The sequence below is a fragment of the Bacillus sp. UNC437CL72CviS29 genome (genome assembly GCF_000482345.1).
In the GTDB taxonomy this organism is placed as follows: Bacteria; Bacillota; Bacilli; order Bacillales; family Bacillaceae_G; genus Bacillus_A; species Bacillus_A arachidis.
In genome coordinates this window covers 24,716-47,614 of sequence record NZ_AXVB01000018.1, presented here as the reverse complement: position 1 = coordinate 47,614, position 22,899 = coordinate 24,716, and the positions used below count along the sequence as shown (strand labels likewise).

Below are 22,899 nucleotides of genomic sequence, written 5' to 3'. Positions count from 1 at the left end.
TTGGTGTGCTGCTTTTTTAGATGATACGTCAAAACAAAGTGAGAGCTAGAGAATTAGGTAGGAGATAAACTCTCTGTAAATCCCCACTGATGTACGTTTCGCCTAAATAAGTGTACTTACATAATAAATTGACTCATACAAAAAGAAACGTTTTTCTGTATGAGTCAATTTTAGCTTACAGGAATTTATTCTCCATCAACCCGTTTTAATGGCTTATCCGCAGGCCCTTCAATCACATCTCCTTCAATTGAAAAACGTGATCCGTGACAAGGACAATCCCACGTACAATCACCGCCGTTCCATTCTACTTCACAGCCAAGGTGTGTACATGTCGTATCAACAATATGTAGTTTTCCTTCATCATCTTTATAAGCACCTGCACGTTTTCCGTTTACTCTTACAACGGCACCCTCGCCATTTTCAAGATCTTCTGGTTTACGCAAAGCAAACTCTAGCTTTCCTTCAATTAAATGTTTTGCCACATCAAGATTTTGAGAAACAAATGTTTTTATATCTGAATCTGCATGGAATCGTGATGGAGCAAAGAGTTCTTTGTAGGGACTATCTGTTTTTGTAATCGAGGCTTTTAATAGCTGCGCTGCAGCAGTTCCCGTTGTCATCCCCCATTTCCGATAGCCTGTTGCAACAAATATGTTTGGATTCCTTTCATTGATATGCCCAATGTAAGGAAGTTTATCTAGAGTAATTAAGTCTTGTGTGGACCATCTATAAGGAATTTCATCTATTCCAAATGTTTCTTCTGCGAAAGAGTACAGTGCTTCATAATGAAGCATTGTATTGATTCCTTGTCCTGTTTTATGGCTTTCACCACCAACAAGAATAAGTTTTTCTCCATTCATTGTTGTGTAGCGTAAGGAGCGTGTAGGGTTGTCTATGCTTAAATACATGCCTCCGGGATAATCTTTTTTCGCTTTGATTGCTAGAACATAGGAACGCTCTGCATACATTCTTGCGAAGAAAAAGCTGTTCGCATCATAGAAAGGAAAATGGGAACAGGAAACGACATATCCACATGTAATGCGATGACCATCTTTTGTAATGACTTGTGGATAGAAACCTTTTTCGATATCAATTGCAGTGGTTTGTTCATAGATTGTTCCACCTGCTTCAATAAACTGTTCTACTAGATTTTTTAAATAATGAAGAGGATGGAATTGTGCTTGGTTTTTCATAACAAGTGCCGCCTGAACTGAGATCGGAAGTGGAATGGACTCTACATAGTCACAAGGAATATTTAGCTTTTTATAAGCTTCGTATTCTTTTGTTAATTTCCGTAATCCGTCATTGCAGTTTGTATATAAGTAGGCATTTTCTTCAGTAAAATCACAGTCAATGTTATTTGTTTTAACTGTTTCTTTTATAAATTGTAATGCTTTTTCATTTGCCTCATAGTATAGGCGAGCTTGATCAGCCCCCAAATGATGAATTAGCTCATCATAAATGAGATCGTGTTGTGCTGTAATCTTTGCGGTCGTATGGCCTGTCGTTCCATTTAAAATATTTCCAGAATCGATTAAAACAACTTTCAAGCCCTCTTTTGCAAGTAAATAAGCAGTTGTGATACCTGTAATTCCAGCGCCGATAATCGCGACTTCTGTTTTTATATTTTCGGATAACTTGGGGAAAATAGGGAGTGAAGTAGAGTCACGCCAATATGGTTCTGGAAATTTGGGAAATGAATGGTTTGCCATCGTATGATCCTCCTGTTTTAAAATAATGTACTACTTAATTTTTCCAACCTTTATCAAATTCATGTAGATTACTTTTACTTCAGAAGAAGGGATACTGTACAGTTAAGAATAAGTTTTAAATATTTGTAAAACAAAAATATTATTTTGGTATAATTTAAAATGTGTGTTTTGTCATAAAGATATTTTAAATGATAGCCAATTTTATAAAGGATTATTTATGCTCACATATAAGCTACTCTTGTATGAAGCTGATTTTCGTATATGTGAAAGTATTTATATATATAATGGATAAAAGCTTATGAAATCTATGTTTTTCCTTTGGTAAAATAAAATATTATTATGAAAATACAACCACATTTTATTACTAGGTCATAAAAGTTATTGACAATACAGAAAGTCTATTGATATGATTCATCATGTGGAAAGGTTGATAAAGAGTAAAAAGAGAAATGTTTTTCATTGATAATAAAAGCGAAAATGAGTGAGTATGATTTGCTTATTATAAATGCTTTTTGTAATTACCTAGTGTTATCAATCTGGAAACAAGAATTGATTTATGCAAGTTGCGTAAGCGCGGCATAAGAAAGGGGCAAAAGGATGAAGGAGCTTCATACGTTTGGATGGTATGCAGCGCGTGTATCGCCGCATTTGCCAAAAAAAGCATTTAAACCAGTTCCAACTCGTTTATTTGGTGGACTGGCTTATTTACTTGTGGCGGTAGCTGGGTTAATAACGATTGGTTTATTTGACTTGAATGTGTGGGCAAATCTTGGGATTGCAATTGTTCTCGGATTATGTTTTGCCTCACTTGGATTTTTAGGACATGAAATTTTGCACGGAACGGTTGTAAGAAAAGCATGGCTTCGTGATTTTTTAGGGGCAATTGCATTTATGCCATTGTCTACAGGGCCGAAACTATGGAGAAAGTGGCATAATGCGACGCACCATGTGCATACACAACATGAGGAACATGACCCGGATGCGTGGCCAACACTTGAAAAGATGAAGAAGAGTAAATTTTTAAGATGGGTGTATCGTATGCCACTTCATGTACGTTCTTTCTTCAGTTTTCTGTCACTAACAATTCAATTTACAATACATTCAACTCGTATGTTCTTTCATTTTATAAAAGAGTTTAAGTCATCGAATCAGAAGTCTGTATGGCTTCAACTTGTCTTGCCGTGGACGGTTTGGATTAGCTTATTATTTATTATGGGGCCTGCGAAGTGGTTATTTGCATACGTGATTCCATTATTAATTGCAAACTTTATTGTAATGGCATATATTGCAACAAATCACCGCTTAAATCCAATTGTTCCTGTAAATGATCCATTAGCTAACTGTTTATCTGTAACAGTGCCGCGCTGGGTTGATGTTTTGCATTTTAATTTCTCATATCATACGGAACATCATTTGTTCCCTGCTATGAGTTCAAAGTATTACCCATTAGTAAAAGAAAAAATTAAAGAAATGTGGCCGGAGCGTTATCATGAAATGCCGATGACGAAAGCATTAGCAGCGCTTTGGAACACACCTCGTGTATATTATCAAGGCAGTGAATTAGTTGACCCTCATAAAGAACATTTCTATGGTTCTTTAGGGAATGGGTTAGATCCTGATAATATTTCATATCGTGAGGAGCATATAGACGAGCAGGAAACTATTAAAAAAGTGAATCCATGATTGTGTGAAGTAGATTATTTAGAACCCTTTAACTATAAAAAAGCAAACTACCTAAAAAGTAGTTTGCTTTTTATTTTGTATTTTGACATGTTTTTTTGTATGTAATAGTAACTTTTCATGCATTTTTTTCAATCTAATAGATGAAATATTTTTTGCGGTTTTTCCTATAAAGAGAGTGCTTTTTCTTTCTTTTTATTTACGTGCAAAGAATTACTTTGTTTACGTTGAAGCCTTTTCTCTAAGCGGTTTACGAGATAGGTAAATAAAAGTACGAGTGCAAGATAATAGATACCAACAACAATATATGTTTCTAATTGTTGAAAATTACCAGCCGCTATAGAGAGACCAGAGCCCCATAATTCTGACATACCTACATAGGCAACAAGTGAAGAATCCTTTAACCCAATAATAAATTGGTTTCCTAGGGGCGGAATAGAGAGCCGGAATGCTTGTGGTAAGATAATGCGCCGCATAGCAAGTGGATAAGACATTCCAAGGGAACGGGCAGCTTCTAATTGTCCACGATCGACGGATTGAATAGATCCACGAAAAATTTCTGTAATATATGCTCCATTATGAATAGCTAAAGCGATTGCCCCCGCCCAAAAAGGGGTGAAGACAATGATAGATGTAATCCCGAAGTAAAGAATAGCAATTTGTACGATTAAAGGTGTACCACGGATAATAGCAATATAAACATGTGCAATACTATTTAATATTTTATTATTAGAGATACGAAAGAAGGCAAATAGTAGTCCGATTAATGAACCGAGTAGTAAGGAAGTTAACGTTAATTGTAATGTTATACCAACAGCCTTTAAAAGTGTTGGATACGTAGATATGAAAATTTCAAACATTAGAGTCACCTCAATATAGAATTTATTTTAAGAAATAGATGTGAATGCCCCACGGCTGAGGTGGGGCATCGCTTATGAATGAAAAATGATTTGTTTTTTAGAAGGGTACATCCTTTTATTTTGTTTTTTCCTCTTCTCCAAGAATATTTTTTCCAAACCATTTTTTACTGATTTTTTCATATGTGCCATCTTTAATAATTTCCTCCAACGCTTTGTTTACTTTCTTCACCATTTCTTTATCGTCTTTACGAATTGCAATTCCCATTTCCTCAAGATTTAATGGTTTGCCAGCTTCTTTTATATTTGATTTTCCCTCTTTTATCATACGAAGACCAACCATTTGATCCGTAATAACAGCATCTACTCGGCCTGGTTCTAAATCCATAAGAGCTGTAATGTCACTGTCGTATTCAGTGATTTGATCTGTATGTTTTTCCACAAGTGTTTTAAATGTACTAGCTTTTACAACACCGATTTTTTTTCCTTTTAAGTCTTCTACTGAAGAAATGGAATTGTTCTTTTTAGCTACGAAAATTTGTGCACCAGAGCGATAGTATGGATTCGTAAAATTAACGGCTTTTAGGCGGTCTTCTGTAATTGCCATACTTCCTAATATGACGTCATATTTTTTTGCTTTTAGACCTTGAATTAATGTTTCCCAAGGATTTGTCACTGGAACAGGCTTCATTCCCATCTTCTTTGCGAGTGCCTCACCAATTTCGACATCAAAGCCAACTAGTTTTCCGTCATTTTCTTTGAAATTAAAAGGTTTATATAAACCGCTCATTGCATAACGAAATTCGTTCCCTTCATTTGTTGAAGTTTCCTTACTACAGGCTCCAAGTATGAAAGAGACACATAGTGTAATTGTTGCAAAAACAGTAAGTATTTTCTTTTTCATCAAAACCCCTCCTATATATTTATCCTGCACATACGGGTTGTATCGTCGTATTCGTATTTTATATAGAAAGTTTCTAAGGGTGGGGTAATTTAGGCTACCCGTATGAGTTTTAATGCTTTAAGTATTCGTTGGGAGCGAAGTCCATCTCTATAAAATGTTTCGTAAAAACTGTTTTGCTCTCTCGTTTGACGGTGCTGAAAAAAATTGTTCTGGTAGTGCATCCTCTACAATTTGTCCATCATCCATGAAAATGACGCGATCTGCTACATCTCGTGCAAAGTTCATTTCATGGGTGACGATTACCATTGTCATTCCTTCACCAGCCAGCTCTTTCATAACTTGGAGTACTTCTCCAACAAGTTCAGGATCAAGAGCTGATGTAGGCTCATCAAATAGCATGATTTTTGGATTCATTGCAAGTGCGCGTGCGATTGCAATACGTTGCTTTTGTCCACCAGATAGAAGGTGAGGTGTTACGTTTGCTTTGTCTTGTAATCCAACCTTTTTTAAAAGGTCATTACCAATCTCTTTTGCTTTTGTTTTGTCCATTTTTTTCACATGAATAGGTGCTTCTATGATGTTTTCTAATGAGGTCATATGTGGAAAGAGGTTAAAATGTTGAAATACCATTCCAACATTTTCGCGGACTTTGTTTAAATTTGTACTTTTGGGATCGATTCGTTCACCTTGTAAATGAATCGATCCTTCATCGTACATTTCTAAAAAGTTGAGGCAACGAAGTAAAGTACTTTTTCCTGAACCGCTTGCGCCGATTAAAACAACAACTTCTTTTTCTTTTACTTCTAAATCAATTCCTTTTAAAACGTCTAATGAGCCAAATGATTTTACTAGATTTTGAACTTGAATCATACCAACCCCCCAGTCAAATTTGTATTTTACAAATGTTGTCTCTTATTTTTTTTATTAGTCATAAAGTGCCAAAACCCTTTATTTTTTGCGAAAAACATTGTCTGAGGGACGTGGAATTAGGAAGAGAATTCTCCTAGTAAGGTGATAAAAAGAGGTTTAGAAGAAAATAAAAATGTGTGTTTTATTTGTGGAAGGGAGGGATACTTTGTGGGAATCGAAAAACATTACAAGGGTCATATACTGTTTTTACTTTACGTAATCTTGTAAAGTTGGTGCCATAGTAAGAGTTTTGCCAATCTATAATATCAATATCAGGCCAATTGACATAATCACCTAATGTATAAGGTGCCATAGCATTTCGTAAATTTTTAATCCAACGTATATTTTGTTGTTCCTCATTGTCGCATTTCCAAGAAGTAAGGTATTCTTGAGCAATAATTGCCTTTCGATGGAAATAAGCTGTTTCACTAGGAGCAATGTCTTCTACAGTTCCTATCAGTGATTGATGCCAAACGCTGGCTGAAGGGTTTGGGGCATGACTAAGAAAATGTTTTAGAACTTGAATACCTTTAAGTGGAATCGTCTTATATACATAAGAACCAGAACGTTTGAATTTTTCTGGGATGTTACCACTATTAAAGAATTCAACTGCTTGTATATAAGGGACTTCTTCTATGAACAGAGAAGGGGTTCCAGCTTGTAATAAAGGTGCCAATAAATCGAGGAGTTCAGAAGGATGACCAACATATTCCCCTTGCACTTTAATTTTATTTCTCTGTTTAGAAAATAATTCAATAGATGAAGTAAGACGCTCGTCTATATAAGGTGCCCAGTTTTGCCAAGCTTGAAATGCGGTAATAAAGTCTTTCCATTCCCAGGTGAGTGAAAAAATAGAGACGTTTTGAATAGGATGAACACGAAATGTTAAAGATGTAACAATTCCGAAGTTCCCACCGCCACCACCGCGGCATGCCCAAAATAAATCAGCGTTTTCTCTTTCGCTGGCACGAATAGATTTCGCTCCAGATTTACCGACTGCTTGCACCATTTCTATTTCTAGTAGTTGATCACAAGTTAATCCAAATAAACGTGATAACATACCAATGCCACCGCCAAGTGTTAATCCAACAATTCCAACGCTAGCACTGGTGCCGACTGGTAATGTGACGCCATATTTCCACAGCTCTTTATAAACAGCACCAAGATTCGCTCCAGCTCCAATGGTTGCTGTCAAGCTGTCTTGCTGGACTATAATTCGATTCATTTCACTTACATCAATAATAAGTCCACGATTCAAAAGAGAAAAATTTTCATAGCTATGGCGACCACTTCGTATACGAAATGGTATATGACGTTCACGGGCCCATTTCAAGGCATTGCATACATCTTGAGTATTTTGACAGAAGACAATTATGCAGGGGAGTTTTGGAATACTTAAATTTAAGTTTATGCGGGCTACATCATACTCAGGATCTTCTGGAGTTACAATGCGCCCTGTTAATTTTGTTTTTGTCATTATATTGTTCCTTTCCATATAAGATTGGTTTTTACTATTGTATGAGAAAGCTTGTTTAGGAGTGTTTACACTATAGATAGAAAATAAATATTATGAAGGCAATACAATCATTGGTGCTGGTCATTCGTATGCAGATATATTTGCTATTGTAGAGGAAGCACAACGAAAAGGTGTACATACTGGGTTTTGTATCTTTATATTCTAGAAAATAATACTTTGGATAAAGATTAAAAACTATGAACGTTTCCGCAACATTTATCCCTGTCTCTTTCGAATGGAAATTATAGCAAGATATAATGAAGTTATAATATTCGAAAGGGTGTCTTTTATGAAAAAGGAAAAAAGACAACGGCTAATAAAACAATTGGTAAGAGAGTATGAAATAGATACACAAGAGAGATTAGTAGAATTATTAGAAGAGCATGGTGTGTTAGTTACACAGGCCACTATTTCGCGAGATATTCGTGAATTAAATTTAATAAAGGCAACCTCTTCAAACGGTTTAACTATATATAAGGTTCTCTCAGAGGATAATTTACAAACTGATACGAAGTTAAAGAAAAAGTTAAGAGAAGTTGTCGTAAAGATTGATTATGTAGATCAATTAACGGTTATTAAAACGTTACCTGGTAATGCTCACGTTATCGGTGTCTTATTAGATGCTTTAGATTGGAAAGAAAAAGTAGGATGTATATGTGGAAATGATACATGCCTTGTAGTTTCTCAATCAGAATCGGATAGGAAAGTTTTAGAAGAAAGGTTGAAATTAATTATGTAGGTGAAAGTCCTGTTTCTAATTGTTACTAGAAACAGGACTTTTTTTAGGATTTTAATATAAATTAGGGAAATCGATATTCACTATATATGCGTAATATATAGCTGTTTTACAAAATAGGGAGCGAAAAACCTTATAAAAATACAAATATATATTATTTTAAAAAATAACTTGTGAAATATTTAACTTGATAGTGTTAGCGTTTTCACAAAGGGGGAAGCACGTACCGTTTATTATGTACTTGTAGACATCAAACAAATTTAAAAGGAGGTACAACAAATGAAACATCCGATACATGTTACTTCAGAAATTGGGGAATTACAAACGGTTTTATTAAAACGTCCAGGTAAAGAAGTGGAAAACTTAACGCCAGATTATTTGCAACAATTATTATTTGACGATATCCCATATTTACCAATTATTCAAAAAGAACATGATTATTTTGCACAAACATTACGCAATCGGGGTGTTGAAGTTCTTTATTTAGAAAAACTAGCAGCTGAGGCGTTAGTTGATAAAAAACTTCGTGAAGAATTTGTTGATCGTATTTTAAAAGAAGGACAGGCTGACGTAAATGTTGCACATCAAACTTTAAAAGAATATTTACTTTCCTTTTCAAATGAAGAATTGATTCAGAAAATTATGGGGGGCGTACGTAAAAACGAAATTGAAACTAGTAAAAAAACGCACCTGTATGAATTAATGGAAGATCATTATCCATTTTATTTAGATCCAATGCCAAATTTATATTTTACTCGTGACCCAGCAGCTAGTATAGGTGATGGTTTAACAATTAACAAAATGAGAGAACCAGCACGGAGACGTGAATCATTATTTATGGAATATATCATTAAACATCATCCACGATTTGCAAGTCATGATGTGCCAGTTTGGTTAGATCGTGATCATAAGTTCCCAATTGAAGGCGGCGACGAGCTCATCTTAAATGAGGAAACAATTGCAATTGGAGTATCTGCTCGTACTTCAGCTAAAGCGATTGAGCGTTTAGCTAAGAATTTATTTAGCCGTCAAAATAAAATTAAGAAAGTGCTAGCAATAGAAATCCCAAAATGTCGTGCATTTATGCATTTAGATACAGTATTTACAATGGTCGATTATGATAAATTTACAATTCACCCAGCTATCCAAGGACCAAAAGGAAATATGAACATTTATATTTTAGAAAAAGGACAGGATGAAGAAACTCTTAAAATTACACATCGTACATCTTTAACTGAAGCGTTAAAAGAAGTGTTAGGTTTAAGTGAATTAGTACTTATCCCTTGCGGAGGAGGAGATGTGATTGCTTCTGCTCGTGAACAATGGAACGATGGATCTAATACATTGGCGATTGCGCCGGGAGTAGTTGTTACATATGATCGCAACTATGTATCAAATGCTTTATTACGTGAACATGGTATAGAAGTTATTGAAGTATTAAGTTCGGAATTATCACGCGGTCGTGGGGGTCCACGTTGCATGAGTATGCCGATTGTTCGAAAAGACATTTAGTATAAATAACGAGGAAAGTAGGGATGAATCATGTTGATGACTAAACCAAACTTAAAAGGAAGAAGTTTTCTTGCGGAAAAAGATTTTACAGAGGAAGAAATGTTATATTTTCTAGATTTAGCAGCAGAATTAAAAGAGAAAAAGAAAAATGGTATTCCGCATCGTTATTTAGAAGGTAAAAATATAGCCCTTTTATTTGAAAAAACTTCCACTCGTACACGGTGTGCATTTACGGTGGCATGTACGGATTTAGGGGCAAATCCTGAATACCTAGGTAAAAATGATATTCAGCTTGGGAAGAAAGAATCAGTTGAAGATACAGCAAAAGTTTTAGGACGTATGTTTGACGGAATTGAGTTCCGTGGTTTCGCTCATGCAACAGTGGAATCTTTAGCTGAAAACTCCGGTGTACCTGTATGGAACGGTTTAACAGATATGTGGCATCCAACCCAAACACTTGCAGATTTGTTAACAATTAAAGAGCATGTCGGACGTTTAAAAGATGTTAAGCTTGTATACGTTGGAGACGGACGGAACAACGTAGCAAATAGCTTGTTAGTCGGCGGAGCGATTGTAGGGATGAACGTATGTATTTGTACGCCAGAATCATTATTCCCAGCACAAGAAATAATCGATACAGCTAAAAAATATAATGATCAAGTTATGGTAACAAGTAATGTAGATGAAGCCGTTGCCGGTGCAGACGTAATTTATACAGATGTATGGGTATCAATGGGAGAAGAAGACAAATTTGCTGAACGTATTGAACTATTGGCACCTTATCAAGTAAATATGGAGATGATTAGAAAGACTGGAAATGATAATGTGATGTTCTTACATTGTTTACCCGCATTCCATGATGTAGAAACAGCGTATGGGGAAGATATATATGAAAAATATGGATTAAAAGAAATGGAGGTAAGTGACGAAGTATTCCGCAGTAAGCATTCAAAAGTATTTGATCAAGCAGAAAATAGAATGCATACAATTAAAGCGGTTATGGCTGCTACTCTAGGAAATATGGAGTAAAGAAGGAAGGAGATCTTCCTTCCTTCTTTACTCCTTTAGACACTATCATTCACTATTGAGTTTATTCTTATTGCAATTAAAGAGAGGTGAGTGTAATGGGTGAAGAAAAGAAATTAGGATTATTTACTTTAACAGCTCTTGTTGTTGGTTCCATGATAGGTGGTGGGGCATTTAACTTAGCAAGCGATATGGCAAAAGGTGCTGGCTCCGGGGCTATTATTATCGGTTGGGTGATAACGGGAATCGGGATGATTGCTCTTGGATTATCATTTCAAAATTTAACGGTAAAAAGACCAGATTTAGATGGCGGTATCTTTAGTTATGCAAAAGCAGGATTTGGTAATTTTATGGGATTCAATAGTGCGTGGGGGTATTGGCTGTCTGCTTGGCTTGGTAATGTAGCTTACGGTACATTGCTATTTTCTTCACTTGGATACTTTTTTCCGGTTTTTGAAGGTGGACAAAATGTAGCATCGATTATCGGAGCGAGCGTATTGCTATGGTGTGTTCACATGCTAATTTTACGCGGCGTACAATCAGCAGCACTAGTAAATTTAGTCACAACAATTGCAAAATTAGTGCCTGTATTTGTATTTATTGTGGTGGGTATTTTCGCTTTTCACTTTGATATTTTCTTGGATGGATTTTGGGGCCAAGCAGGTTCTTTTTCTTGGGGAGCGGTAGGAAGCCAAGTTAAGAGTACAATGCTTGTAACTCTTTGGGTATTTATCGGTGTAGAAGGGGCTGTTGTCTTATCCAGTCGTGCTAAAAGCCGAAGTGATGTTGGGAAAGCAACTGTTATCGGATTAATTGGCACACTTATCATTTATATTTTACTTACATTATTATCTCTTGGACTTATGCAACAAGCAGATGTTGCGAATCTAAAAAACCCAGCTATGGCGTATTTATTTGAAAGTGTTGTCGGAAAATGGGGCGCTATCTTTATTAACTTAGGTTTAGTTATTTCTGTATTAGGTGCTTGGCTAGGATGGACTTTACTTGCATCTGAAATTCCGTATTTAGCTGCTAAAGACGGAGTGTTTCCAAAGTGGTTTGCGAAAGAAAATAAAAACAAAGCTCCTGTAAATTCATTATGGATAACAAATGGCTTAATTCAAATTTTCTTATTAACATTTGTTGTTTCAGATCAAGCATATAACTTTGCATTTTCTCTTGCTTCCTCTGCTATTTTAATTCCTTATGCTTTGTCAGCATTCTATCAATTTAAGTATAGTTTACAATCTGAAGAAAAAGATCGAACAAAAAATATAATCATTGGTTTGGTGGCAAGTATTTATGGAGTTTGGTTAGTGTATGCAGCGGGTTTAGATTATTTATTACTAACAATGACATTATATGCGCCAGGTATTTTCATCTTTTACAATGTTCAAAAGCAAACGAATCCAAAACAAATATTTACTCGTGTGGAACTGGCATCTTCTGTAGCTATTGGTGCCTTAGCATTTTTTGCGATTTACGGATTGATTACAGGAAGTATTACTTTATAAACTTTTGTAAAAATGAAATCAATTGGAGGGTTGAAATATGACACGAAGAAAAATCGTAGTTGCACTAGGGGGAAATGCTATACAATCTGGAAAGGCTACTGCTGAGGCGCAGCAAGAAGCGTTAGAAAGAACGGCAGAGCAACTCGTTAAAATTATGGAAAACGATGTGGATGTTGTTATTGCACATGGCAATGGTCCGCAAGTAGGTAACATTTTATTGCAACAAAAAGCTGCCGATACAGAAAAAACACCGGCAATGCCGTTAGATACTTGTGGTGCTATGAGCCAAGGAATGATTGGATATTGGATGGAAAATGCAATTGAGAAGGCTTTGAAAAAGCGTAAAATAAAGAAAGAGGTAGCAACGGTTATAACACGTGTTGTCGTGGATGAAAAGGATGAAGCTTTTCAAAATCCTACAAAGCCAATTGGGCCTTTCTATACAGAAGAAGAAGCGAGAAAGTTAATGGAAGAAACAAAAGCGGTATTTAAAGAGGATGCAGGAAGGGGCTGGAGACGAGTTGTTCCATCACCAAAGCCTGTGAGTATTCATGAGCATAAAATAATCAATTCATTAGTAGAAGATAGAAATATAGTCATTGCTGTTGGAGGTGGCGGAATCCCAGTTATTGACTCTGAGGAAGGTTTAACAGGTACTGAGGCTGTTATTGATAAAGACTTTGCAGCTCAAAAGTTAGCAGAATTAGTAGATGCTGATACGCTAGTCATTTTAACTGCAGTTGATTATGTTTATGTGAATTTTAATCAACCTGATCAAAAGAGATTAGAGGCTGTTACAGTTGATGAATTAGAAGGATATATACAGGATCATCAATTTGCAGCAGGTAGTATGCTCCCAAAAATTGAAGCTGCTATAAACTTTGCTAATACAGATCCAAAACGAAAAACAATTATTACTTCTTTAGAAAAGGTATATGAAGCATTAGAAGAAAAGGCAGGTACTATTATTTCTAATCAGGATGCATGTGTGTGTGTATAAATATAGCTCTTTCATTACTAGTAAGTAAAAAAGAATGGAGTTAATAACTTCATTCTTTTTTACTTATGAGTAATTTTTTGATAACTAATGTTCATAAAGTATTCATGATAAAATCAAGATATATAGGTTAACTATGATAAAATAAACTTGAATGCGCTTTCCTGACGTTTCACTCCAACATATAGCAAGAGAGAGGGAGTTCTATGAATAGACGGAATGTAGTTAAAGATCTAAAGCAGTTTGAATTATTTTCGCATGTAACAGAAAAAAAATTGAAAGGCCTAACAGAGTTTGTTTATTGGCGAACTTATAAGAAAGGTCAATTTTTATTTTTAGAAGGTGATTCAAGAGAAAGAATTTATTTCATGCTAGATGGTTTTGTAAAGTTAGAGCGAGTGAATCAAAGCGGAAATTTATTATATGAAGACTATGTAAAACGACTTTCTATTTTTCCTTATGGTGGTATGTTTACTGATGAGAGATATAATTATACAGCTGAAGCAATGACAGATGTAGAAGTATATTATATTCCTACAGTGATTTTTGAAGATATGATGAAGTCAAGCAGAACACAGCTCATGTATGTTGTTCAGCAGTTATCTTCTATATTAACAATTAACGAAAATCGTGTGCAAAATATTACAATCCCCAATGCACAAGATCGCGTCATTCAGACATTAAATTATTTAATGAACGATTTAGGTGAGCAGAATGGTCAAGAGATTGTAATTTCATGCCCGCTCACGACAATTGAAATTTCCAAAATATCTGGAACTTCTCGAGAGACTGTGAGTAGTGTATTAAAACAGTTAAAGAATGATAGTATTGTTACGGTTTTAGGTAAAAAAATTACAATACATGATCCAACTTATTTTGAGGAAATTTCGATGTGAAAACTGCATAATAAATAGTAGATAAGAGAAGTGTTATTAAAATAGTAAAATTACATATTAATTCTCTTATTCGTATTATATATTAATAAAGTTCTTTATATATTTATAAGGAACTTTTTTATGTTATTCCCTATAAAAAGATTGTATATTCCGATAATTTTAGCTAAAATCGATAATAAAAAACAAGGGGAAGGGAGAAAGAATGATTCGGATTGAATATGATCGATTAGTAGCTATTTTTTATAGTATTGGAGTATTACTATTAATAAAAATACCAAACGACAATGAATTAATCGGGGAAAAACTATTTCATACATATGGAATTCCAGTAGATACATATATTTATATGGGGTATAAGATTTCGAATGTCTGGATTTGTTCTTTAGTACTACAAGTAATTTCTTTTCTATTTCTTATAAAATGGTTAGAAAAGAATGATTCGAATTGGTTAAAGAAGCTTAATAAAATAAAAGTAGTGTGCATAAGTAGTTTGATTATAATGATGCCATTTACTTTAAATAAAGTACTTCAAACCCTTGATAAAACATGGCACTATACAGGAAAAAAAGGACTAGAGGCAATTGAATATAAAAAAGAAGATAGTCAATGTAAGATGGAAAAAAAGGGAGAGCATTTTAAGCAAAATTGCGTCGTCACTTTAAAAAATTATCGTAATCATTCACAATCGTTACAGCTAGTTCTATATCAAGATGAAAACAAGAAAGTGAAAAGTTATCAAGTACCAACACCTGTTTATTTACAGCGCCATGAAACAAAGAAAGTTGAATTTCAAATTCCAGTTGGCAATGGGGAGACTGTATTAGAAAATAAAGTACCAAATATCGAATTGCAGTTATTGAATGAAAATCATAAGATATATAATTAGCGTAGTATAACAAGGGAATTTTTGGGAGAAATAATTAAAAATGAAAGAGATAAGAAAACTTTAATCATCCAAAATGTTACGGGAAATCGGACATAAATGGGATGATTTTTTATTTGTGCTTATATTCATGAGAAAGGAGAGTTAAAAATTTGGAGCAGTATAAAAAATGTGTAAGGTCAATCAGAAGAGAGTATTGTTTCTTAATGAAAAGTAGATATTTAATAATAAGATAAAAATTCTCGTTGCAAACTCCTCATATTTTGTTATGATAGTGTTACGAAAACGTTTGCATAAATTTCCGAAGGGATGCAAAAGGAGAGAACTATTATGAATAAAACATGGTGGAAAGAAGCTGTTGCTTATCAAATTTATCCACGTAGCTTTATGGATTCTAACGGTGACGGTATTGGAGATTTACAAGGCATTATTGCAAAGCTTGATTATTTAAAGGATTTAGGAATAGATGTAATTTGGATTTGTCCAATGTATAAATCACCGAATGATGACAATGGTTATGATATTAGCGATTATCAAGACATTATGGATGAGTTTGGTACAATGGCTGATTTTGATGAATTACTAGATGAAGTGCATAAGCGTGATATGAAGCTTATTATTGATTTAGTGATTAACCATACGAGTGATGAACATCCGTGGTTTGTTGAATCACGTTCTTCTAAAGATAATCCAAAACGTGATTGGTATATCTGGCGTGATGGTAAGGATGGAGAAGAGCCGAATAACTGGGAAAGTATTTTTAGTGGTTCTGCTTGGGAATATGATGAAGTAACGGATCAATATTTCTTACACATATTCTCACGTAAACAACCAGATTTAAACTGGGAGAATGCAGAAGTCCGTGAAACCTTATATGATACTGTAAACTGGTGGTTAGATAAAGGAATTGATGGTTTCCGTGTAGATGCAATCAGTCATATCAAAAAAGAAGAAGGTCTAAAAGACATGCCAAATCCAAAAGGCTTAAAGTATGTTCCTTCTTTTGATAAACATATGAATGTAAATGGAATTCAGCCACTTTTAGAAGAACTTAAGGAAAATACATTTTCAAAATACGATATTATGACTGTTGGGGAAGCCAATGGTGTCAAAATCGAAGATGCAGACCTTTGGGTTGGAGAAGAGAATGGTAAATTCAATATGGTATTTCAGTTTGAGCATTTAAGTTTATGGGATGCAGAAAAGAAAAAAGAACTTGATGTTGTGGAACTGAAAAAGGTGTTAACAAAGTGGCAAAAAGGATTAGAGAATAAAGGGTGGAATGCACTTTATATTGAGAACCATGATAAGCCGCGTATAGTCTCCACATGGGGAAATGATAAACAGTATTGGCGTGAAAGTGCAACGGCTTTAGGAGCAATGTACTTCTTTATGCATGGAACACCATTCATTTATCAAGGTCAAGAAATTGGTATGACAAACGTTCAGTTCCCGAATATTGAAGATTATGATGATGTAGCAATTAAGAATTTATACCGCGAGAAAATTGCTGAAGGTGTACCTCATCAAGAGATGATGGAAATCATTTGGGCGTCTTGTCGTGATAATTCACGTACACCAATGCAATGGAATAATGAAGAAAACGCTGGTTTTACAACTGGTACACCGTGGTTTGGAATGAATCCAAATTATAAAGAAATTAATGTTCAAAAACAGCAAGTAGAGGCTAATTCTATTTTTAATTTCTATAAAAAGATGATTGCACTTAAAAAAGAGCATGATGTATTTAATTATGGAACATATGATTTAATCTTAGAGGACGATTCGCAAATTTATGCGTATACGCGTACGTTAAATGATGAGAAAGTTATTGTAATTAGTAATATATCTAAAGAGAACGCGGTGTATAATGAGGATTCATTCGCACTAGAACGCAAACGTTTGCTCTTAAATAACTATGAAGTAACAGAACATAACAAATGTACTACAATTACTTTAAAACCTTATGAAACAAGGGTTTATCGTATTTCTTGATAAAAAAAGATGCTCTCGTAGCATCTTTTTTTATGAAAAATAATAAATTTATATTGCAATGTGAAAACGCTTTTATTAAAATAGGTTTATGAAAACGTTTGCGTTAAAAAAGAGGTATCGTTTTCATAAAAAAAGAAATTATTATCTATATCATTAGGGATTTTATAAATAAGAGGGAGGAAGAAACAGATGAAAATTACGTCTTTTGATTTTTGGCAAAAGTTCGGGAAAGCATTGCTAGTTGTTGTAGCTGTTATGCCAGCTGCTGGTCTAATGATTTCCATCGGTAAGCTAATTGGCATGTCTGCTGGGGATGTAAATGCAGTACATACAATTGCTAGAGTAATGGAAGACATCGGTTGGGCAATTATTACAAACTTGCATATTTTATTCGCAGTAGCAATTGGGGGATCCTGGGCGAAAGATCGGGCAGGTGGTGCATTTGCAGCGCTATTAGCATTCGTCTTAACAAACCGAATTACAGGAGCTATATTCGGTGTGAACGCTGAAATGTTAGCGGATTCAAAAGCGAAAGTTTCTTCATTATTAGCAGGGGATTTAATTGTAAAAGATTATTTCACTTCTGTACTTGGTGCACCAGCATTAAATATGGGAGTATTCGTAGGGATTATTACAGGGTTCTTAGGGGCTACCTTATACAATAAATATTATAACTATAATAAATTACCACAAGCGTTAGCATTCTTTAATGGAAAACGATTTGTACCATTCGTTGTAATTGTTTGGTCTACAATTACTGCTATTGTTTTATCACTTTTATGGCCATTCATCCAAAGTGGATTAAACGAATTTGGTCGTTGGATTGCGGCATCAAAAGACAGTGCACCAGTTGTTGCACCGTTCGTATATGGTACATTAGAGCGTTTGTTATTACCATTTGGATTACATCATATGTTAACGATTCCGATGAACTATACAGAGCTTGGCGGAACGTATACGATGTTAACTGGAGCAAAAGTTGGTCAGGTTGTAGCAGGACAAGATCCGTTATGGCTTGCATGGATTACTGATTTGAATAATTTATTAGCAAATGGTGACACAAAAGCGTATAACGATTTATTAAATAATGTTGTTCCAGCTCGCTTCAAAGTTGGGCAAGTGATTGGTTCAACTGCATCATTAATCGGTATTGCGTTTGCAATGTTCCGTAATGTTGATAAAGATAAACGTGCAAAATATAAACCAATGTTTTTATCAGCTGCATTAGCAGTATTTTTAACAGGTGTAACGGAACCTATTGAATTTATGTTCATGTTTATTGCACCGGTATTATATATTGTATATGCAATTACAACAGGACTTGCATTTGCATTAGCAGATCTTATTAACTTACGTGTTCATGCGTTTGGATTTATTGAATTGATTACACGTACACCAATGATGGTTAACGCAGGATTAACAAGAGACTTAATTAACTTTGTAGTTGTCTCAGCAGTATTCTTCGGTTTAAACTTTACATTATTCAATTTCTTAATCAAGAAATTCAATTTACCAACACCGGGTCGTGCAGGTAACTATATTGATAACGAGGATGAATCAGAAGAAAGCACAACGAATGTAAAAGAAGGCTCATTAGCAACAAAGGTTATTGATTTGTTAGGTGGGAAAGATAATATCGCTGATGTAGATGCTTGTATGACACGTCTGCGTGTAACAGTAAAAAATCTAGATGTAGTTGCACCAGAGGCACAGTGGAAGCAAAACGGAGCTTTGGGACTTATTGTAAAAGACAAAGGTGTTCAAGCAGTATACGGTCCGAAAGCTGATGTGTTGAAATCAGACATTCAAGATATGTTAGGTGCATAATAAATGAAATTACTTACTTTAAACTGTCATTCTTGGCAAGAAGAGAATCAAATAGAGAAAATAAGACATCTCGCTAAAACGATTCAAGAAGAAGATTACGATGTTATTGCCTTGCAAGAGGTCAGCCAGTCTATAAAAGCTCAAAATGTATGCGGTAATAAGAAAAAGGATAACTACGGCCTTGTATTACTTGCAGAGCTTGAGAAGTTAGGCTTAAGAAATTACAATATCGTTTGGGATTTCTCGCATATTGGTTATGACATATATGAAGAAGGTTTAGCTATCATCACGAAACATCCGATTGTGAAGCAAAATTCTTTCTTTATATCAGAAAGTAAGGATATCTCTTATTGGAAAGCACGGAAAATTGTTAGTGTAACAATCTCTTATAAAGGGAAGAATATAACATTGTATTCTTGTCACCTCGGCTGGTGGAATGATGAAGAAGAGCCGTTTCAGGATCAAGTAGATTGTTTAATCAAGAATGTGAATAGAAATGAACTTTCATTCTTAATGGGTGATTTTAATAATAATGCTCGTTTGCAAGGTGAAGGATATGATTACCTTATGCAAAAAGGGTTTTATGACACATATGAGTTAGCTTTGAAAAAAGATGAAGGAACAACTGTACAAGGGAAAATTGCTGGTTGGGATGAAAATAAGCAGAACTTACGAATTGATCTTATTTTAAGCAACAAACCAACAACAGTTCTTTCTTCAAAAGTTATTTTCAATGGTGTAAATCGAAATGTTATTTCAGACCATTTTGGAGTAGAAGTTCAGTTGGATATATAATATAGAAGGAATCCTCATGGCCATGTAAGCGCTATGAGGATTTTTTTTCTGCAAATACAAGTATTTCCAAGATAAAATACTTGTATTTCTTATGACATTTCCTATATATTTGTTATTACTGAATGTAAAACCGATTTGGTCATTTTGTATGAATACTTTATCGGTTTCGTTATATAATGAAGTAAGTAAAAGGTTTTTGGAAAATAGTACATTTTCTTTTAAGCGACAACGAGGAAAATGATATAATTGCAAAATGCATGCATCATTTTCTAAAGAAGGAAAAATATATAATTAGGTGATAACTTATATGAAACAGATATGGCGTATTTATACGACGGACTTACGGAATGTAGCCAAACATTGGGCTGCGATTGTAATTGTAATAGGGCTTATGATTTTACCATCTTTATATGCATGGTTTAACATTAAAGCTTCATGGGACCCATATGGGAACACGAAAGAGATCCCGATTGCAGTTTCTAACCAAGATGTTGGATCGAACCTACGAGGAAAAGATATTAACATCGGGAAAGAAATTATAGATTCACTTAAGAAAGACAAGAATTTTGGTTGGAAATTTGTTGATGAAAAGCAAGCGATTTATGGAGTAGAGCGTGGAGACTATTATGCAAGCATTACGATTCCAAAAGACTTCTCTGAAAAAATTACAACAGTCATTAGCGATAATCCACAAAAACCAGAGCTGAACTATTTTGTAAATGAAAAGGTTAATGCCATTGCACCGAAAATTACGGCAAAAGGTGCATCAGGTATAGCAGAAGAAATCAGTAAAAACTTTGTTAAAACAGCAAATGGTGAGATTTTTAAAATCTTCAATGACCTTGGAATCGATTTAGAAACAAACTTACCAAGTATTGAAAAAGTAAAAGATCTTGTGTTTAAGCTAGAAGCACAATTCCCGGAAATGTATACACTTGTGAATACAGCATTAGATGATGCTGGTAGAGCGCAAGGGCTTGTGAAGACTGCACAAAATACATTACCGACAGTAGAAAATGTGATTCGTGATGGACAACAAATGACGAAAGATTTGGATGCATTCTTTGCAAGAAATGGTCAAACTTTAGATAATGCGCCTGGCGTTATGAAAAATAACTTAACGGTATTGAAAAAAGGAATGGATGGTGCAGCGACGGCTACAGACTTCTTAATGCATCCAGGGTTTGATTTAAATATAGCCCTCCCAGATATTCCAGATCTTCCACAAGTTAATACAGAGGGATATAAAAATATAGCGAACGGTATTAATCAAACTGTGAACAATGTTTTTAACTCCACGCGTGTGGGAACTGCATATGCACAAAGTGTTATGGATGGATTGAAAAATAAAGATGTTGACCCATCTGTAGCCCAGAAAAATGTAGCTGATGCTTCTAAACACATCCAAGGACGAATAAGTGATGTATCGTATTTAATTGATTTCTTTACTGAACTTCAAAAGAGTGCATCAACGGATTTCGGTCGAAAAGTCTTTGGAGATAGGGTTGAGCATTTAACTATTCTTAAACAATCTCTGCAGGATGCAGATGATAGAATTAAACATGTTGGAGAGTTAATTAGTACAGGTCAAGAAGTAAAACAAGATGTAAGAGACGCTGTTAATCAAAAATTAAATGCAGTAAATGGTTTAATTGATCAAGCTGAAAAAGATTATAATGAAACTTTTGTAGCAGATTTCCAAAAAGCAGTGGGCACGGCAGAACAGTTGAAAAATGAGGCAGGAAATACAATAGAGAGTGCTCAAAAGACAATAGAAGATTTCAAAAAGGCAAAAGAAGATTTACAAAATAAAGGTATTAATGGATTAGGTACTACGAAAACAGCTTTAAACAGCTTAAATGGTCAATTTCAAGCAACTATAAATATGATTGATGATATGATACCTGTCTTAAATGATTTGAATAAAATTTTAGGTGATGTTAATAGCGATAAAAATGTTAACAATCAGATTGATAAGTTAAACAAAGTAAAAGCCGATCTTCAAAAAGGAATGGATTTAACGAATAAAGGAATTGCTGCGATTGATAAAGGACAGCAACCAGCAAAAGATGTAATTGAAAGTATTAACCAAGTGTCAAAAAGTACTTCAGCACAATTAGGCGACATTTTAGCAAGATATGATTCTGAAATCGCTCCGAGCTTTAATGCTGCAATTGAACGTACAAAGCAAATGTCAAAAGATACTGCTAAAATTCTAGGCGAAGCAAATAAAAGTCTTCCAGATGTTAAAAAACTGTTAGAAGATTCATCGAAAGGCTTAGTAGAAGGTACAAAGAAAGTTGAAGATATTAAAGCTGAGATGCCAGCTACTGAGAAAAAGATTAAGGAACTAGCAGATAAGATTCGCCAATTTGAGTCGGAAGAGGATGTAAAAGACATCATCCGTTTATTGAAAAATGATGTTGAACAGCAAAGTGATTACTTTGCAAAACCAGTAAATTTAAAAGAAAATAAATTATTTGCGATGCCAAACTACGGTTCGGGGATGTCACCATTCTATACAGTGCTTGCATTATGGGTAGGGGCACTTTTAATGGTTTCATTATTAACAGTAGAAGTACATGAGCCAGGCGCAAATTATAAGAGTCATGAGATTTACTTTGGACGTTTCTTAACGTTCTTAACGATAGGTCTTGCACAGGCATTTATTGTAGCGATGGGAGATATTTTCTTACTTGGTACGTATGTAGTTGATAAGTTTTGGTTTGTTTTATTCAGCTTATTTATTGGTGGGGTCTTTGTTTGTATCGTGTATTCACTTGTTTCTGTTTTTGGAAACGTTGGGAAATCGATGGCAATCATTCTACTCGTACTACAGGTGGCTGGATCGGGTGGAACATTCCCAATTCAAATGCTTCCAAAATTCTTCCAAACAATTTATCCATTCTTACCGTTCACATATGCAATTAGCGCGATTCGTGAAACAGTGGGCGGAATGCTTTGGGATATTGTGATAAGAGATCTTCTCGTATTGAGTGCCTTTGTGGTAATTATGCTTGTACTTGCACTCGTACTGAAAACACCGATTAATAAATCGAGTGAAAAATTCGTTGAGAATGCAAAAGGAAGTAAAATCATTCATTAAAAATAAGAGGTTCCTACTGAAAACGGTAGGAACC

Annotated in this window: 17 protein-coding genes; 12 read left to right on the top strand and 5 right to left on the bottom strand. The window is 34.7% G+C overall.

Going from position 1 to position 22,899, the window contains the following annotated elements; all coding sequences use genetic code 11:
* Positions 1–185: 185 nt before the first annotated feature.
* On the bottom strand, positions 186–1,712 hold the full coding sequence (locus M014_RS0115620; protein ID WP_026592580.1) for an FAD-dependent oxidoreductase: 1,527 nt from the start codon (positions 1,710–1,712) through the stop codon (positions 186–188).
* A 597-nt stretch (positions 1,713–2,309) separates the two neighbouring features.
* Between M014_RS0115620 and M014_RS0115615 the strand changes: the two genes are divergently transcribed.
* Positions 2,310–3,395, top strand: a complete 1,086-nt coding sequence (locus M014_RS0115615; RefSeq protein WP_026592579.1) for a fatty acid desaturase family protein — start codon at positions 2,310–2,312, stop codon at positions 3,393–3,395.
* 164 nt (positions 3,396–3,559) lie between these two features.
* Here M014_RS0115615 and M014_RS0115610 read toward each other — a convergent pair whose 3' ends face one another.
* The 4 genes from M014_RS0115610 to M014_RS0115595 all read right to left on the bottom strand — a co-directional run bounded on the left by M014_RS0115610 (position 3,560) and on the right by M014_RS0115595 (position 7,539).
* Positions 3,560–4,252: an amino acid ABC transporter permease gene (locus tag M014_RS0115610; RefSeq protein ID WP_026592578.1), complete on the bottom strand. Its 693-nt coding sequence runs from the start codon at positions 4,250–4,252 to the stop codon at positions 3,560–3,562.
* 115 nt (positions 4,253–4,367) lie between these two features.
* Positions 4,368–5,153, bottom strand: a complete 786-nt coding sequence (locus tag M014_RS0115605; protein WP_026592577.1) for an ABC transporter substrate-binding protein — start codon at positions 5,151–5,153, stop codon at positions 4,368–4,370.
* Between the two features lie 147 nt (positions 5,154–5,300).
* Positions 5,301–6,023, bottom strand: a complete 723-nt coding sequence (locus tag M014_RS0115600; protein ID WP_026592576.1) for an amino acid ABC transporter ATP-binding protein — start codon at positions 6,021–6,023, stop codon at positions 5,301–5,303.
* A 181-nt stretch (positions 6,024–6,204) separates the two neighbouring features.
* Positions 6,205–7,539 (bottom strand): FAD-dependent oxidoreductase, encoded by a 1,335-nt coding sequence (locus M014_RS0115595; protein WP_026592575.1) that lies wholly within the window; start codon positions 7,537–7,539, stop codon positions 6,205–6,207.
* Positions 7,540–7,867: 328 nt separating this feature from the next.
* Here M014_RS0115595 and argR point away from each other — a divergent pair, with 328 nt between their 5' ends.
* From argR to M014_RS0115540, 11 genes are all read left to right on the top strand, one after another.
* Positions 7,868–8,317 (top strand): arginine repressor, encoded by a 450-nt coding sequence (gene argR, locus M014_RS0115590; RefSeq protein WP_026592574.1) that lies wholly within the window; start codon positions 7,868–7,870, stop codon positions 8,315–8,317.
* A 276-nt stretch (positions 8,318–8,593) separates the two neighbouring features.
* A complete protein-coding gene (arcA, locus tag M014_RS0115585) occupies positions 8,594–9,826 on the top strand; it encodes an arginine deiminase (RefSeq protein WP_026592573.1) in 1,233 nt (410 codons plus the stop codon).
* A 30-nt stretch (positions 9,827–9,856) separates the two neighbouring features.
* Entirely contained in the window at positions 9,857–10,855 is a 999-nt protein-coding gene (argF, locus tag M014_RS0115580) for an ornithine carbamoyltransferase (protein WP_026592572.1), read from the top strand.
* A 95-nt stretch (positions 10,856–10,950) separates the two neighbouring features.
* Positions 10,951–12,366 (top strand): arginine-ornithine antiporter, encoded by a 1,416-nt coding sequence (gene arcD, locus M014_RS0115575; protein WP_026592571.1) that lies wholly within the window; start codon positions 10,951–10,953, stop codon positions 12,364–12,366.
* Between the two features lie 37 nt (positions 12,367–12,403).
* Positions 12,404–13,366 (top strand): carbamate kinase, encoded by a 963-nt coding sequence (gene arcC / locus M014_RS0115570; protein WP_026592570.1) that lies wholly within the window; start codon positions 12,404–12,406, stop codon positions 13,364–13,366.
* A gap of 203 nt (positions 13,367–13,569) precedes the next feature.
* The gene (locus M014_RS0115565; RefSeq protein ID WP_026592569.1) at positions 13,570–14,259 is read left to right on the top strand and encodes a Crp/Fnr family transcriptional regulator; all 690 of its coding nucleotides are present in this window, start codon (positions 13,570–13,572) and stop codon (positions 14,257–14,259) included.
* A 202-nt stretch (positions 14,260–14,461) separates the two neighbouring features.
* Positions 14,462–15,145, top strand: a complete 684-nt coding sequence (locus M014_RS0115560) for a hypothetical protein (protein WP_026592568.1) — start codon at positions 14,462–14,464, stop codon at positions 15,143–15,145.
* A gap of 327 nt (positions 15,146–15,472) precedes the next feature.
* The gene (locus M014_RS0115555) at positions 15,473–17,137 is read left to right on the top strand and encodes a glycoside hydrolase family 13 protein (RefSeq protein ID WP_026592567.1); all 1,665 of its coding nucleotides are present in this window, start codon (positions 15,473–15,475) and stop codon (positions 17,135–17,137) included.
* A gap of 189 nt (positions 17,138–17,326) precedes the next feature.
* On the top strand, positions 17,327–18,964 hold the full coding sequence (locus M014_RS0115550) for a PTS transporter subunit IIBC (protein WP_026592566.1): 1,638 nt from the start codon (positions 17,327–17,329) through the stop codon (positions 18,962–18,964).
* 3 nt (positions 18,965–18,967) lie between these two features.
* Entirely contained in the window at positions 18,968–19,759 is a 792-nt protein-coding gene (locus M014_RS0115545) for an endonuclease/exonuclease/phosphatase family protein (RefSeq protein ID WP_026592565.1), read from the top strand.
* A gap of 307 nt (positions 19,760–20,066) precedes the next feature.
* A complete protein-coding gene (locus M014_RS0115540) occupies positions 20,067–22,865 on the top strand; it encodes a YhgE/Pip domain-containing protein (protein ID WP_026592564.1) in 2,799 nt (932 codons plus the stop codon).
* Positions 22,866–22,899 lie beyond the last annotated feature (34 nt).